Origin of the sequence: Pseudomonas sp. St386, from assembly GCF_018325865.1 — a bacterium.
GTDB classification, from domain to species: domain Bacteria; phylum Pseudomonadota; class Gammaproteobacteria; order Pseudomonadales; family Pseudomonadaceae; genus Aquipseudomonas; species Aquipseudomonas brassicacearum.
Window position 1 is genome coordinate 2,843,086 of the sequence record NZ_AP021900.1, and the last position, 15,237, is coordinate 2,858,322.

A 15,237-nucleotide genomic window follows, 5' to 3' on the forward strand; every position below is an offset into this window, starting at 1 on the left:
TCAGTATGAAATGAGGCTTGAACGGAAATGCTCAGGAATGCACCGCTGCGTCTGAAACTTTTATTGATACTGCTACTTCCCTTATTGGGGTTTCTCACCTTGGCCGGGGTCTTTGTAGTGGATAACTACAAGACACTACGCGATATGAACACCACGGTGACTGCCAGCGCCACGGCGCAGAAGTTGAGTCAACTGATTACCGTATTGCAGCGCGAGCGCGGAGCCAGTGGGGTCTTCCTGGGCAGTGGCGGCAAGTCCATGGGTGAACGGATGTCCCAGGCGCGCCAGGATGCCAATACCTCGGTCGAGGTGGTGCGCCGATTGTCTGCGTCGGGAAGCACGCAATTGGACAATGTCCTGCGGGCATTGGACGCGTTGCCCACCATTCGCGGGCAAGTTGATAAGTTGAGTATTAGCAGCACCGAGTCGGGTGTTCGTTATACCGAGATCATTCAAACGCTCATGGGTTACACCCACTCTCTGGAAGCAACGATCAACAACGCCACCATTGTCCATGCGCTCGGTGCCCTTAATCAGTTTATCGAGATGAAAGAGCGGGCCGGACGTGAACGGGTGGTACTCGGTCTGGTGTTCAGCCAGGACCATTTCGATGAGACGTTATTGTCACGCTTTAGCCGCAATCTCGGCGAGTTCTCCGCTTATTCCGACGGGTTCCGTCGCAAGGCCCAGCCAGGATTACTTCAACAACTGACTGATCAAATGCTGAAACCCGCTGCGGTTGCAGTCGACAAGTTGCAACGCCTGGCATTCGAGGTGCCATTGGGGCAGCCGCTGGGCATCAAGCCCGAGGCCTGGTTTGAACTCTCCACTCAACGCATCGACATGATGAGCCAGGTGGAACAAGCCCTGGGTGAAAGCGTCAGTCGCCTGGCGACACATGAGCGCGATGAAGCAAGCCGTGCATTGTGGCTGACCATTGGCGCGGTCGTCGTGGCATTGCTTGCGGTGACGGTGCTGTCGTATGTGATCATCCGCATGATCGATTCGGCGGTGCGCGATGTGAACCGCGTCCTGAATGACTTGGCCCAGCGTGATCTCACTGCCAGGGCCACCTATGACGGCCGGGATGAGTTCGGCCAGATCTCGCGAAACCTCAACCGCATGGCGCAAGAGATCAGCGGGGTCGTGCAGGAAATCGGCAATGCCACGGCGCAAGTGGCAACCGCGGCGCAAGAGTCTTCCACGGTGACGGTCCAGACCAGTGAGAGTGTCGAGCAGCAGCGCCAAGGCACTGAGCTGGTGGCCACCGCGATCAATCAGATGAGCGCCACGGTGCGCGAGGTGGCGCAAAGTACCAACGACGCTGCGCACATGTCGCAACAGGTCAATATCAGTACGGCTCAAGGTCGGGTGGAGATCGAAAGTACCATCGGCTTGATTCGCCAATTGTCCGCGCAAGCCGAAGAGACCGCGGGGATCATTGGTGATCTCAAGCTGGAAAGCGACGCCATTTCCTCGGTGCTCGACGTGATTCGCGGCATTGCCGAACAGACCAATCTGCTTGCGCTCAATGCGGCCATCGAAGCGGCGCGAGCTGGTGACCATGGTCGCGGGTTTGCAGTGGTCGCGTCCGAGGTGCGCACCCTGGCGCAAAAGACCCAAGAGTCCACGGGCAACATTCAACAGATGATCAGCAACCTGCAGGCCGGCTCCGATCGTGCGGCCCTGTCCATGCAGCAGACCTTGGGCAAGGCCCAGGATGGCGCGAGCAAAGTCGAGCGAGCGGGCGAGTTGTTGGTGGAGATCGCCGAAGGCGTGGCGACGATCAGCGACCGCAACATTCAGATCGCCTCCGCTGCTGAAGAGCAGAGCGCGGTGTCCGAGGACATCAATCGCAATGTGAACGAGATCAATGATCTGGTAATCCAGGTGAGCGCCGGTGCCGAGCAGACGGCAATCACCAGCCAGGAACTCGCGCGCCTGGCCGAGTACCAGCAACAGTTGGTCAGTCGCTTCAAGGTGGCTTAGTGTCCGGTATCACAAATGCTGTGCCTTTTTGACGGCGTCGGGGAGCTGAATGCAAGCTCCGGCAGGCGTCCGTCAGGACGGCGCGCAAAGCCTGGCACAGCTCATCGGCCCCGGGCTTCTGGCGAAAGTCTCGAAGGTGTTGTTGGAGGGCGGCGAAAGCAGTCCCTTCGACGATCTTTGCCAGGCTGAGCAGCGGGTCTGGCTGGATGTAATGCGGGTGGTCTGGCGCCAGGTGGAGGCCATTGAGACTCTGGTAGTCGGCGTCGATCCAGGCGTACAAGTGATGGTCGAAGTGCTCGGCAAAACGATAGCGACCGAAGTCCATGATCTGCAGCTGCAGTGGGGCGGCGCTGGACTGCCCGGCCAATTGCACATTGACGCCGTCGATCACCAGCGGCTTGCCTTGGTTGTTCGCCAGTATCTGTTCCAGTGTCTTGGTCACCTGGTTGCTGACCTTGAGTGTTGCGCCGTCGCGTTCCACCTGCAGTTTCCCGTTCTCATGGCTGACCTGAAAACGCACCGCGCCGCAGCTGCTGGCAGTCAGGCCGTAACGCCTGAGCAGCAGTTCGGTCTGCATCAAGGCCCCCGCCAGTTCGGCCCCTTGCCAGTAACGTTGCCACTGGCAGCGCGGGCGGGTGCAAGGTCGGCGCAATAACAGCACGGCGGGTTCAGGTGGTCGACCGTCATGCCACAAGGCATCGAAACCCAGGTCAATAACCGCATAGGTCGGCAGCGGCGTGATTGCCTCTTTTGCATGAGTCATGGCCGCCAATACCAGGTGTTCCATCAGCACTTCATGCACAGCTTCTGCCAGGGTCAACAAACCGTTGGAATGAGGAAGCACGGGGGCTTCATCCGGTGGTACACCGATGCCTTTGACGTCGAAGAGCACCTTGTCGCTGGAAGGCAAGCAAAGCACCGCGGCCCTGCCATAACGGGGCGGACGCCAGGCCGGCATGCGGCGACCGTCGAGGGAAATCGGCGTGCTGATGCCTTGCGCTGCGGCTTGGCTGCTGGAGATAAAGGCCGCATTGTGTAGCAGCCAACGGTCGATCTCGGCGTGCCCGGACGTGTCTGCGCACGATCCCCAGAGAGCACCAAAGTCGGCCCGAATCGCTGCGTAGTTGGCGAGCAGGACCCGGGCGTTGGCCACCCCCAGCAGTTGTTCTTCGATCAGCGCCTGGCCACTGTCGGCGTAGTCCGCAAGGTGCTGCACCCTTGGGCCGATGTTGAAGGGCTGGGCCAGATCATGGACGGATGAATTCATCGAAGGTCTCCGGCCCAGGCTGCCAGATGCTGCGGATGATCGAGGGCGGCCTGGGGATCGAGCAGTATCCAGTTGCGGTGCAGGTCCAAGGTGGGCTTCGGCCCTTGGGCCACCTCTGCACGAGTGCCAAGCATGGGCAATTCCCGCAACGCATGGGCGGCTGGGGCACAGACGCCGAGGCGATCGGCATGGGGGCTGTAGCGCAGGTGTTCGAACACCCGGGCATCGCGGGTGCGGATCGGGATGAACTGCCAGCTTGGCGCCAACGTGTCTTGGCTGACCCAAGGGTCCAGGCCATATTGACGCAACCGCACCAGTAACTCGGGCACCTGCTGCCGCAGCCGTTGGGTTCGTGCCTGGGCCGCTGTGACGGCCTGCACCAGGGCGGGCAGGGCATGGATCGACAGGGGCGGGCTTGACGCCGGGCGTGTCCGCGAACGTTGGCCTGGCGACCACACATCGATATCGGCATCCACCGGGGTGTCACCGAACAGTGCTCCGCCACCGCCGATATCCAGTGGTTTCCCGCTTCCCAGGGAGGTCACCACCCGTGAAGCGCCAGGGCGATTGAGATCCCAGGCGCCGGCGCTGTCTTCGATGATTGGCATCCGGGGCCCCAGCTGTCGACGCAGGGCCGGGATATTGCAAGGCAAACCGTATTGATGAACGGCAATCACCGCATCCAGGCTGTTTTTATGGCGCTCCAGGGCGGCGCTGCTGAGCAGTAACTCGGCACCGTTTTCAATGATGACCGGCACCGCGCCGGTATTGAGGACAGCCGCCACCACTTGATGACAGGTCGCCGCCGGAACCGCCACTCGCCAGTCGGACGTGGCGCCCAATTGCCGTAGCGCCAGTTCCAGCGCGGCGGTGCCGCTGCCAACCAAGGCACCGTGACTGCGCGCGTAAAACTGTGCGAGCCAGGACGAGCACGGGAGCCTGTCGGCTTCCCGTGCCCGCCACTGGCCATCTGCAGGGGCTGGCGTTACTTGCATTTGTCCATGGCGCAGGCGGTCAGCGCCTGGACCTTGCAGTGGTCATCGGCGCACGCAGTCAGGGCCTCGACCTTGCACTTGTCCATGGCACAAGCCGTCAAGGCTTCGACTTTGCAGTGGTCCATGGCGCACGCGGTCAGGGCTTCGACCTTGCACTTGTCCATGGCACAAGCCGTCAAGGCTTCGACCTTGCACTTGTCCATGGCGCACGCGGTCAACGCCTCGGCCCGGGACCCGCCAATGCGCCAGCTGGTGAACTTGCTTTCTGGCAGGGTCGCACGCTTGACCACATCCAGGTGCAAGGTGCGGGCATCGTGATCGTTGCACTCAAGGAGAATCTCGTCGTCGGCAACCGCGAAGTGATCATGCAGCAGGCAGAGTCCGAAGCGATCAAGGTTGCCATGGCGCTCTAGCAGCTCATGCAGGTCATTGATGAATTGCACGTCAGACGCCCCCAATGGCGTCGCTTCGGCAAAGGAGGGATTGGTGTGTCCGTTCATAAGGTGTACTCCAATATGTTTGAGTTAAGGCCTGTCAATGTCATCAACCGTGCGCGGTGCGTTTTCGTCTCATAGACCTCCTTGTCCCGGGGGAACCTTGCTGGCCGATACCCAAAGATTTTCGATGCTCAGCAATGGCGGCTGGTTGTCCGAGGCCAATGCACCCAGTGCCAGTTGGGCGGGGTCGTCGGCGCTGAAGGCGCGCAGGGTCAGGTCGACCCGGGCGTTGCCTTGGACCGTGACCTGTTCGGCCAGGCGCCAGCGATCGATGGCCTGGCTGAAGGCGTTGGTAAAGGCCGGCGGGCTGTTCAGCGACGTGGCCACTGGCAACATCAGCGCGGCCGGCAGCACGGTGCGCGCGACAACGCCCTGGCCGGCGATGTCGTAGCTGTAGCGCCCCTCCATGCCCACCTGCACCGTGGTGCCGTTGCTGCCCGAACCCAGGGCTGCAAAAAACACCTTCAGGTAATCGTCCAGGCTGGCATTCGCCACTGTCAGAGTGTCCAGGGAGAAACTGCCTTGGGTGATATGGGGGCTGATGCTGTCGGCAAAGCGCACGATCGGGGTGGAAAAACGAAACAGCGGGTTGGTCTGCAGGGTGCCAATGTCCGCGGCGGGGAACAGGATGCGGTTGCGCTCCACCGACAGCGAAGCCCAGGCGTCCTGATGATCGAACACATTGAGGGCCGGCAGGCTGGTGCGACGCTCGTTGACCAGCAGCGCTTGCTCGTAATCGAGCCATTGGACTGGCAGGACGTCCTTGAGCTGATAGCGGTAGGCGATCAACCCGGGATTGTCCGGATCGACGACGCTCACCGCCTCGTATTGCGTCGGATCTATTTCCACCCGTGGGGCCGGCAGGCTGACTTCGCCCAATTGCGCCAGGGTGGCGCTGATTCGTCCGGTGCCTGGATCGTAGCTGGCCGCCACATCGTTGATGGTCACGTCCAGCAGCAGGGTCTCGGCCACCTCTTGCCCAGCGACCGTCACCGGGGCGAGCACCTGGCTGAAAGCGCAGGTCAGGGCCTGGGGGGGCACAAACGCAGTTTTGCTCAGGATCGGACTGGCCCAGGCATGGTAGGCATCGGTGACCTCCTGGACGATGTACACGAAGGCCGCCACCGCATGCTGGGCCTCAGCGATTTGCAGCTCGGTCGGTTGGCTGACATCGATCCCGGTGAGGCTTTGCTGCATGGCCACCTCGATGCTCGGGTAGACGGTGACGAACTGGGCCAATGCGGTGACCAGGCTTTTGCCGGTGCTGCGCAGCGCACCGTCGAGCGTTGGGGTGTTCAGGGCTATGGCGACGTTGAGGCTGTCCTGGGCGGTACCGCGGAACAGCGATTCGAAAGCGTAGGTCCACTTGCTCAGGTCCGAGGCACTTTGCGGCGGCTGTACCCAGGCTGTCGCTGTCTGGCCCTGGATCGTCGGCGGTTCAGGCAAGGCCCGCAGCAGCACCGGCAGGTTCATGGTCTGCCCTCCAGCCAAGGGGATTCGCAATGGCCCGCCGATCAGGGAAATCCAGTTCGATTGGGTGTAGCCGCTGATCCCTGGGACACTGCGCATGTCGTGTTCCAGGTGACTGATCTGCAATTCCAGCTCCAGCGGCACGTAGCTTCTTGCCGCCTCGTTGCGGGAATTGAAGACAAACGCCAGGGCGCTTTCGCCGGCCGATGCCTGCAGGCCGATGCGGCCGCTGCCAAAGGCGTAGTTGTTGTTCCCGGTGCCGGGCGTGGACTGGCTGGAGCCTGAAACGGTCGGCTGGCCATACAGCGACAACGTCTGGTCGGTCGCGTTGCCTTGTACGGAGAAGCCGACGATGGCGGTGGTGCTATAGGCCGAGTACAGCTGGTTGAGCAAGGTCTGACGCAGTTTTTCGCCCGCCGCGGCCCGTGTCTCTCCATCTTGCGGACCTGTCGACAGCACCGGTTCTATGGTGGAGGCGATATCGTCAGCCAGGGTCTGCTTGGCGCTGAGGATCTTGCCGAGATTGCCGTCCTTGAGCGGGTCCTTGCTGCCGAGCAAGGTGTCGAGCAGGAACACCGAGGGGGCATAGGTTGGCGACAGGAAGCCGTCGATGGCCTTGAGGGCTGTCTCGAACCAGAGGTTCTGGTCGACGCCGGTGAGGTTTAGTGTCGCCAGGTCATTGCCAGGGAATGGCTGGTCCGGCCGGTAGGTGGGGGCGATCTGCACGCTGTCCGAGGTCAGGCTGTTGGCGATCGGTCGGGCCGCGAAGTAGCCCGGGGCCGGATCGATGCGGTAGCGAATGCCGACCGCGCCATCCTGCAGGGCGAAGCGGGCGGCCCACAGGGTCTGGCTGCGTCCGTCCGGTGTGCTGCCGGGATCTGCGGTGCCGCTGCCGACCCGTGTCAACCAGGCGCCGGAGCGCTGGAACAGCGCCTCGAAGGTCGCGGCGAACAAGTTGTAGCCGCTGGTGCTGGCCGCCTGTGGGTCGGGGACTGGCAGCAGAGTGCTGGTGACCGCGACGCCGCCCTCCAGGCCGGCGACATCCGGCGCGACCAGGGTCGAGACCCGACGCAGGCTGAGGGTCAGGCTCAGGGGCAGGATCGAGCCGGGCGCGAGGCTATCGATATCCACCGCCAGGCACAAGCGCACGGTGGCCGGCGGTGTAGCAGTGGCGCCCAGGACCACTTGCCCGAGGTACAGAATCACCCCGTTGATGTAGTCCAGCAACGGTTGCGATTGACTGTCGTCGAGCCGGCTCAGTGGCTGGGCGAACAGGCTGTTGACCAGTTCCACGCTGACGGCGCGGCCCTGGCACCAGGGCAGGTTCAAGCCCTGGTAGGACTGGTTCAACTGGTAGTAGATCAGGCTGAACATTTCCAGGTCCTTGCCGGCCTGGACCTTGATGTCACCGCCGCTGGCCGGGTCGTAGCTGGAGGTGTCCAGGCTCAGGCTGATGACCAGTTGCGCGCCACCGGCAGCGGCTTCATAGGTGTAGAAGCTGCGGGTATTGGGCCAGGCCGACAGGGCAATCAGGCGATCGTTGTAGCGTAACGGCAGCGGTGGATGGTTGAGGCTGCCACTGTAGCCAGCCGGCGGTTGCTGGAAGGGCGTCACCGTGATGTTGCCGAAGATGTCCAGCCAGGAGAGGTTGACCTGGGCGAAGCTGCCCACGCCTCGATAGGGGTTGTCGGCGGCGGCCGGTAGGCCTGGGTTCGTCGGTTGCGGGGCGGCGTTGCTGGTGGCGCGCCGGGCCAGGCCGAGGGTTTGCTGATAGTTGTACTGGCTTTCGTCGGCCAGGGCATCGAGGGCCTCGCGCCGGCTTTGCGGGTTGCGCATTGCTCGGCGATGGATTTGCGCCTCGAGTTCATCCGCCCCGCTGTCCGGCCGCTGTGGGCCGAAGGGCAGGGCCAGGTCGCTGGCGCTGAACCAGGGCGAGCCGTCGATGCCGGCGGACAGCACCGAGTAAAGGTTGTACAGGTAGGCACTGGCATAGCCGTCCGGGTCCACGCTCGGTGAGTCCACCGGTGGCGGGTTGTCGCGCAGGACACTGAAGGCGGCATTGCCTTGGTTGAACACCGCTTGCAAGTCGAAGGTCCGGGTATCGAGGGTCAATGTACTGCCGCTGACCAGCAGTCCGGGTACCCGCTCGGCGCCGACCGCCAGTGCATCGAGATCGAGGTTGTAGTAGTCGGCCAGGGACTGCAGGCTGTTGCCCGGGGCAAGGCTGCCATCGACGAGATAGACCAGCGCCGGGATGAACAGCGCCACGCTGCTGGCGGCGCTGACGCCGGGGTTGAGGGCCGCGATCTGCGCAGCGGTGAGCGGTTGCAATGCCCCCACCGAGTAGTAGCGGGCCAGGTTGTCGAGGATGGCCGCGGGCTGGCCATTGCCAGCGCTGGAATCGGCCGGTGTCACCAAGTGAATGATGCCGTCGATCGGCACCTGTGCGTGGGTGGTCAATGTCGCGCCCGGATTGAGTTCGGCAATGCGCCCGGCGCCGATACCGTAGAACGTCGCCAGGCTTTCCAGGCTGTCGCTGACGCGGGTCGGCTGGCTGGGGTTGACGGTGCTCGCCGAGCGCAGGGTCATGTGGCTGCCTTGCTGGATCACCGTATCGGTCGTGACAAAGGCGTTGATGAAGTTGCACAGGCGGCCTAGCAGGGCCTCCCTCGGATAGGTCACCACCAGGGTCAGGGTCGCGGTGCCACTGTCGTCGAAAATTCCGTCGGGCAACCCGCTGCTGGCGATCACGTCGTAATAGCTCAGGTAGTAGCCGCCCGAACGGACGGTGGACAGTTCCCAGAGCAGTTTCACCACCTCCTGGGGCGGATTGAGGATACCGCGCGGCCCGGCGTCGTCGGCCATGCGTGGGGTCATCAAGTCGGGTGGCGGGTTGGTCTCGGTCGACAGGTTGGTCTGGGTCAGGAACGCGAGGAAGTCGCTCTGGGCCTGACTCAGCAGGTTGCTGGCCTTGGCGTTGCCTTGGGGCATCAGCAGGAACTGGCCGCTGATGATTGACGTACCCAACTCGTCGACTGCGCTCAACAGGCGTTCCAGCAACTGTGCATCGGTGGCCGAAGGACCCAGCAGTTGGTAGGTATAGGACACGCTGCTACCACTGCTGGCGATGACGCCGGGCTCGGCCTGGGGCAGCCGCTTGATGGTGAAGTCGACCCGGGTCGCGTAGCTGTAGGAGGCTATTTCGCGGTGGGTGGTTTCCAGGGTCGCGGGGTCGGTTGAAACTTCGCAGGGGGTGAAGGCCAGCAAGTAGGGCAGTTGCTGCGAGAGATCGGGCAGTTGCGTGGCGAGACTGCCCACACGCTGATTGATCAGGCGAACCAGGCCATCCGGCAGGGACCAGAGCATGGGTTGGACGCTGGGGGCCTCTTCGGTTGAGGCACGCAGGCCCGGCTGGCAGAGGTCACGCAACTGCTGGAGGTCGGCGGTCGACCACAGGGACACGCTTTTCACTGCATAGTCTTTCGGGCTGCGGGCCACCGTCGGCAGCAGGCTGATGCTCGGTGCCGGCTGGAACTTGCCTTGTTGTGCGTAGGCCAGCACCACGGACAGGTTGCTGTAGGCCTGGTTCAGGTTCATCGAACCGTTGCTGCCGCCGGCGATCTGCACGAACGACAAGTCGACGCCATGACTGCTGGCGGCCCGGCTCAAGCTGATAGGGAAGTCGGTGCCGGGCACCTGGTCGGTTGGCGTGGGGAACTGCTGGCCGGTCAGTTGGTAGAGACCGTAGGCGCTCTGATTGTTTGGGTAGAGAAATTCCGCACTCAGGCTCAGGCCACCCATGCCCGCCGGGTTCGACGGCAGGCGCAGGCCATAGGCCAGGAAGCGCGAAAGCATGCCTGCCAATTGGGCCAGTTGATCGGTGCCCACCACCACGCTCCACAGGTCCTCGGTAAAGAGGCTATTGAGGGCTGTCAGGGTGATCTGCGGCGTGGCGAAGAGTGGCCCGACACTGAAGTTGCCGGACAGCGGGTCGCTGAACAGAGCCATGGCACTCACGCCAAAGCGTGCGCCACTGCTGTTCAGGCTGTCGCCGGCGGCGGTCTGGTACGCCAGGGTCGGCAGCAGCAACGGTTGGCCGGGCAGCAGCAGGCCGGCCATGTCGTAGAGCGCGCTGTCCTGGGCCAGCACTGGCAGGTCGACACCCAGGGCCCTGGCCAGGCTGTTGAAGGTTTCCCCAGGGCCTGTGGTGTACTGGTGAATGTCGTTGCCCACCAACAGGCTGATGAGTTGATTGGCGGCGATCACCGTCGAGTTGCCATTGGCCAGGATCAATCCCGGGGCGGTGGTCGTCCAGCGTGCCGGCGCGGCGCTGTCGGACCAGGCTCGTGCGACGGTTGCCAGGGTGTCGCTGCTTTGCAGGGTATAGGCGGACAGCGGGATGTCCAGGGTCAGCCCAGCGGTCAAGGCGACCTCGGCGTTGGGCCGGACAAGATCGTCCAGGGTCAGGCTGTTGCCACGAGCGTCATTGGTCCATTGCAGGATCTGTTTGATGGAGTTGCCGTTCGCCGTGGCATAGGCGTAGTCGTCAAAGGCATTGAGGGCGACCTGCAACAGCTGTCGGCCGATGACCATGAAAGCATCGGTAAAAATCACGGCGGCCATGGATTCGTTGTCATCGCCCGTGGCCCGCAGTGCCGGCGGGTGGCTGTCGTCCTTGGCCGTGACCACGGCCGCCAGTTCCTTGAACAACTGCGCGACGTTGCTGCGGTAGGTGCTGTTAGTGCCCACGTACTGGAGAAAGTCCAAGGTCGTACTACCAGCGTTCGCGAGGGGCACCTCCAGGGACAGGCCGTCGAAGACCGGGAACAGCACCGAACCGGCTTCCAGCACCTGCTTGATCTGCGCCTGGTTGGTGGCGTCGGGCAACGTGATGCTGACGTCGAAGGACGACAGGAACGTCAACAACTCGCTGATGCCGAACGGCGGATTGGCCAAGTCGGCGAGGCGTTCGATATCCACTTCCAACAGGGCCTTGTCCACCAAGGTGCCGAGGATGTCGGCCAGGGTGTCCTGGTCGCTGCTGGCTGAACCCAGGGTGCCGATCAGCCACGGCAGGTAATCGGCGCACAGGCGCTCGAAACTGCTGGAGCCATCCGTCTGCCGTGTCTGTTGAGTCGGGGACGGTGCGTCCATGGTCAACAGGAACACGAAAGCACCTAGCTGGCCGCTGTAGCTGCTCACACCCTCGTTGCACATCACGGTGAATTGCGGTGTCGCGTACAGGTTCAATACCGGTTTGGTCGTACTGCGCGACACCGACATTGCCTTGGGCGTGGTGGCCCGTCGTTGGTTGGCGAGTTGCAGATGCCGGGCCTGGCGAGCCAGCTGCAGGGTCGGCTCGGCCCAGGGGGCCGGGCCGCTGTTGAGGGCATTGATCTCGAAGCGTGCCGAGACGTCGGCATGGAATGAAAAACTGATGCTGAAACTGAACAGCCCCAGGTCGATCTTGACCTTGACGCTGACTTCCACCGTGGCGCGGGCGGCAATGGGAATTGGCTTGTAGCTCTCGTAGGTCAGGGAGAGCGACAGGGTGATGCGTACATTGACCGCCGCCGAGATAATGGCGAAATCGATACTGCCGTAGAGCAGGCCGATGACCCCGACCGTGCCCTGGATTTTGAAGTAGTAGTCGTCCTGGACGCTGCTGTTGGCCGTGACCAGTGCGGTGGACGGACGATAGGCGTGGAAGGCGGCGATAGTGCCTTCCAGGATGCCGAACACCGTCAGGGCGAAGCCGGCCTTGAGCGGCCCCTTGACGAAGTTGTAGCCCAGCCCCAGTTGCAGGCCCAAACCGAAGACGATCACCGGGTCGAAGGTGCCCTGGGTAGTCTTCGGTACCTGGGTCGCGGTGACCGACGACAGCTTGCCCAGGTAGAAACCACCAGCGCCCAACACGGGTACTCCATAGACGATCGCGGAAATCGAGAACGAGCGAGTGAAGTCGAGGTTGTAGGGGAAGCCTATGTCGATGAAGAAGTCACCGTTGGTGTAGATCTTGACCCCGATCTCCGGCAGCACGATCGACACTGCGCCGAAGTTCAGGTTGCGGATGCTGTCGGGAAAGGTCCATTCGATCTGGTACACGCCCACATCGTCGGTGATTTTCTTGTAGAGGATGTCGAGTACCAGATTGCCCAGCGCCTTGGCTTTCTCCCCGGCCAGCGCCAGGCGCAGGCCGTAGAGGTTGGGGTCGTTGAACACCAGCATCAGATCGACGGTCCAGTCCTTGCCGGTCTTGAGCAGCAACAGTTGCCCGGCGATCAGCCAGTCGCTGTTGCGGTTGTAGTACGGCGTGCCCTTGGTACCGCTGTCGCCAGGGTTCAGCGGGTTGCTGGAACCGGTCGTCGAAGGCACCTTCTTCAAGGCGTCGATCACCGCTTTGGTATTGGCGAAGCTGTCGTAGCCGCTGATGGCCACGCGTTGGCCGAGCACCAGCAGCGGCAGGCTGAAGTAGTCCGTACCCTGGCCCGGAACTGAAGGCAGCTTGTCCACGGGCTGGCCTTTCTGCGGATCCAGCAGGTTGCTCCAGTCCTGTTGTTCCTGGGGGTTATTGCCTTTGAACACCGAGGAACCGTCGATACCCAGGGTGATCTTGTCGACGCCGTCGACCTTCTTGCGCTCGAATACCAGGCCGTCGATGCTCATGAAACCCAGGTCGATCTTGCTCGCCAGGGTGTATTTGGCGGCGATGGTCGGCGTGCTGTCGTTGCTGGTTTCCAGGCTGATGATCAGCGACAGGCCATCGAGGGAAATCTGGTTGAGCACGTCCCAGGGTGAATCGAGCGTGAAGTAGGGGTCGCCCAGCGATTGCATGAGCTTCTGGATCAGACGCCCCAGGCTCCAGTTTTTCAACGTGAAGGTAAGGGTTTTTTTGTCGACCTGATAAATCGCCGTCAGGCCTTCCCAGGACAGGCTCAACTGGGCGTTGCTGCCCTGATTGTCGGGGGCAAAGCTATAGCCCAACAGCACGCTGTCGTTGAGGAAACTGAAATCCCATAGCGTGGTAGCGCTGCCACTGTACTGTTGTTGGGCGGGTTTGCTGGCGTCATAGCTCAGGCTCAAGGTTGCCAGGGTGTCGACGCTGAAGGCCTGGCCCAGGTTGAAGGTCCAGCGCAGGCTGCCGGCGACGGTGTAGCGGTCGATCGGGGTGGCGCCGGTGGCGAGACTGGCGTCGACCTCAAGGGTGTTGACCAGCAGCGTGCCGGGCAGGAAATCCGGGAATGTGAAGGCACCACCGAAGCTGAGAAACTGGCTTACCAGTTGTTGCACGTCCACCGGTTGCGCCAGTCGGGCGGCGACTTTCCAGGTGGCCGGGGTCTGGGTGCCGTCATAGTCGACGTTGACGTTGGCGAAGTACGGCCCGATGCCGACCAGTCCGCCGATGCCTGCCTGGTAAGTGGTGACCGGCGGGGTATTGGCGACGCCGTTGGCACTGGGGGGAGTGGTGGCCTTGATATAGAGCTGGCCGTCGGTGACCGAGAGTATTGGCTGGCCGCCGAGCGTGAACAGATTCAGGTCCAGCTCGAAGCCGGCATTGAAGGCGTAGCTTTTGGCGCCGACGTCAAGGCTCAGGCCGACGTCGGACAGCGACGCATCGACAAACCCCTTGGGAATGCGGATCAAGTCCAGGGTGAGCGTGGCAATCAGGTCGTTGAGGTTGGCTGTGCCGTCGAAGCGTGCGAGCAACTGGAGGTCGGAGTTGAACTGGACGAAGAACAGGCCGTTTTCTGCGACGGTCTTGCCTTTGAACACCTCGGGTAGCAACAGGAACTGGGTCTGGAACAAAAAGCTCTGGGCACTGCCCTTGGGCAGAAAATTGATGCCCCACACCAGTTCGAAATCGGTGACGCCGAAAACCAGCTGGTTGGTCGGGTCCTGCAAGGGAACCCAAGGGTGCTCGATATTGATCACCGTCGGGTCGGCACCCAGGGTCACACTGGCACTGCTCAGGGCCAAGCTGGGGCTGGTGGCGCCGCTGAGGCTGAGGCTGCGCAGGCCGATCCCTGACAGAAACTGCTGCAGTACCGGTGGCGTCCCGGTGAAAAAACTGCCGTTGTTGTCCAGCAGGCCGATGATCGTGGCCGGGGTCAGCAGGGCACTGCCGTCGTCGCTGTGACCGAGGTAGAAATTGAAAGCGCTGCCATTGTTGATCTGGGCCAAGGCACGCATCTGGTAGTCGATGGACTGTCCTCGTTGGTCAGTCAGGCTCAGGTCGAGACCGAAATACAGGCTGACCTGCTGGTCGTAGAAGGCCTCCGCCGGGTCGTCGCCGTCCTGTAGTTCCGGTGGGCCGATGATCAACCCGAAAACCGGCACGTCGACGCTCAGGTATAACAGTTTCAAGCCGCTGTCCGGGCCGAGGAACGGTGCCTGCAGGGTGGTGGTCGGCATGAAGATGTCGACCCCGTCGACCTTGGCGAAATCCATGCTGCCGGTAAAAGGCAGGGCGAGGGTCGGAAACCCCAGGTTCTGCACCACCGCGACCGCGTTGCTGAGCTGGTTGGGCGGTGTCAGGTTGGCGGCAAAGCCCTGGCAGGGGCCCAGGCTGTCATTGAAGGTGAACACCGCGTTGCTGATCCCGGCCCACTTGAAGGGGATGCCGGTGGCAAAAGTCGACAGATCGGACCAGCCCCAACTGGCTGGCGTGGTGACGATCTCCAGGCTCAGGCTCTGCGCGCCGACGCTGCCCCGCAGGCCGAAGGTCAGCACCAGCCCTTGCTTGACGTCCTGTTGCAGAAAACGTGCACTGACTCCGGTGACCTTGAACGTCTGACTGGTGGGGTTCAGCGGTTGCACGCTTTGCGCTGTCAGGTTTATCGACAACCCGGCGACAGTCGATTGGAAGGCCGCCTTGAGGTCGCTGTCCAGACTGGTGGAAACGCTGACGCTGGCATCCGCCAGGCCTGCGATCAGGTAGTCACGGGTGAGGAGGATCGGCGCGCCGGCATCGCGAGTCAGTGCCGCGGCGAGATTGCTCAGTGGGTTGTTGGCCATCTGT

Annotated in this window: 5 protein-coding genes; 1 reads left to right on the forward strand and 4 read right to left on the reverse strand. The window is 62.5% G+C overall.

All coding sequences use genetic code 11. The features are described from left to right. Positions 1-27: 27 nt before the first annotated feature. Entirely contained in the window at positions 28-1,989 is a 1,962-nt protein-coding gene (locus KI235_RS12610) for a methyl-accepting chemotaxis protein (RefSeq protein ID WP_043042603.1), read from the forward strand. Here the strand turns inward: KI235_RS12610 and KI235_RS12615 are convergent. The 4 genes from KI235_RS12615 to KI235_RS12630 form a co-directional block, all read right to left on the reverse strand. Continuing rightward, positions 1,976-3,256 carry a hypothetical protein gene (locus tag KI235_RS12615; RefSeq protein ID WP_043042604.1) on the reverse strand — a complete coding sequence of 427 codons (1,281 nt, stop codon included), beginning with the start codon at positions 3,254-3,256 and terminating at the stop codon, positions 1,976-1,978. The two genes, KI235_RS12610 and KI235_RS12615, sit on opposite strands and share 14 nt — an antisense overlap. Next, complete coding sequence (locus KI235_RS12620; RefSeq protein ID WP_060613765.1) at positions 3,253-4,251, reverse strand: DegT/DnrJ/EryC1/StrS family aminotransferase; 999 nt, start codon at positions 4,249-4,251, stop codon at positions 3,253-3,255. The genes KI235_RS12615 and KI235_RS12620 overlap by 4 nt, the downstream gene beginning before the upstream one ends. Beyond that, complete coding sequence (locus KI235_RS12625; protein ID WP_014337930.1) at positions 4,242-4,751, reverse strand: hypothetical protein; 510 nt, start codon at positions 4,749-4,751, stop codon at positions 4,242-4,244. The genes KI235_RS12620 and KI235_RS12625 overlap by 10 nt, the downstream gene beginning before the upstream one ends. Positions 4,752-4,820: 69 nt before the next feature. Continuing rightward, the gene (locus tag KI235_RS12630; RefSeq protein ID WP_212795768.1) at positions 4,821-15,233 is read right to left on the reverse strand and encodes a hypothetical protein; all 10,413 of its coding nucleotides are present in this window, start codon (positions 15,231-15,233) and stop codon (positions 4,821-4,823) included. Between the last annotated feature and the right edge of the window lie 4 nt (positions 15,234-15,237).

Coding starts and splice junctions, on each gene's coding strand:
- KI235_RS12625 (WP_014337930.1), bottom strand. CDS start 4,751: ATGAACGGACACACCAATCCCTCCTTTGCCGAAGCGACGCCATTGGGG.
- KI235_RS12620 (WP_060613765.1), bottom strand. CDS start 4,251: ATGCAAGTAACGCCAGCCCCTGCAGATGGCCAGTGGCGGGCACGGGAA.
- KI235_RS12610 (WP_043042603.1), top strand. CDS start 28: ATGCTCAGGAATGCACCGCTGCGTCTGAAACTTTTATTGATACTGCTA.
- KI235_RS12630 (WP_212795768.1), bottom strand. CDS start 15,233: ATGGCCAACAACCCACTGAGCAATCTCGCCGCGGCACTGACTCGCGAT.
- KI235_RS12615 (WP_043042604.1), bottom strand. CDS start 3,256: ATGAATTCATCCGTCCATGATCTGGCCCAGCCCTTCAACATCGGCCCA.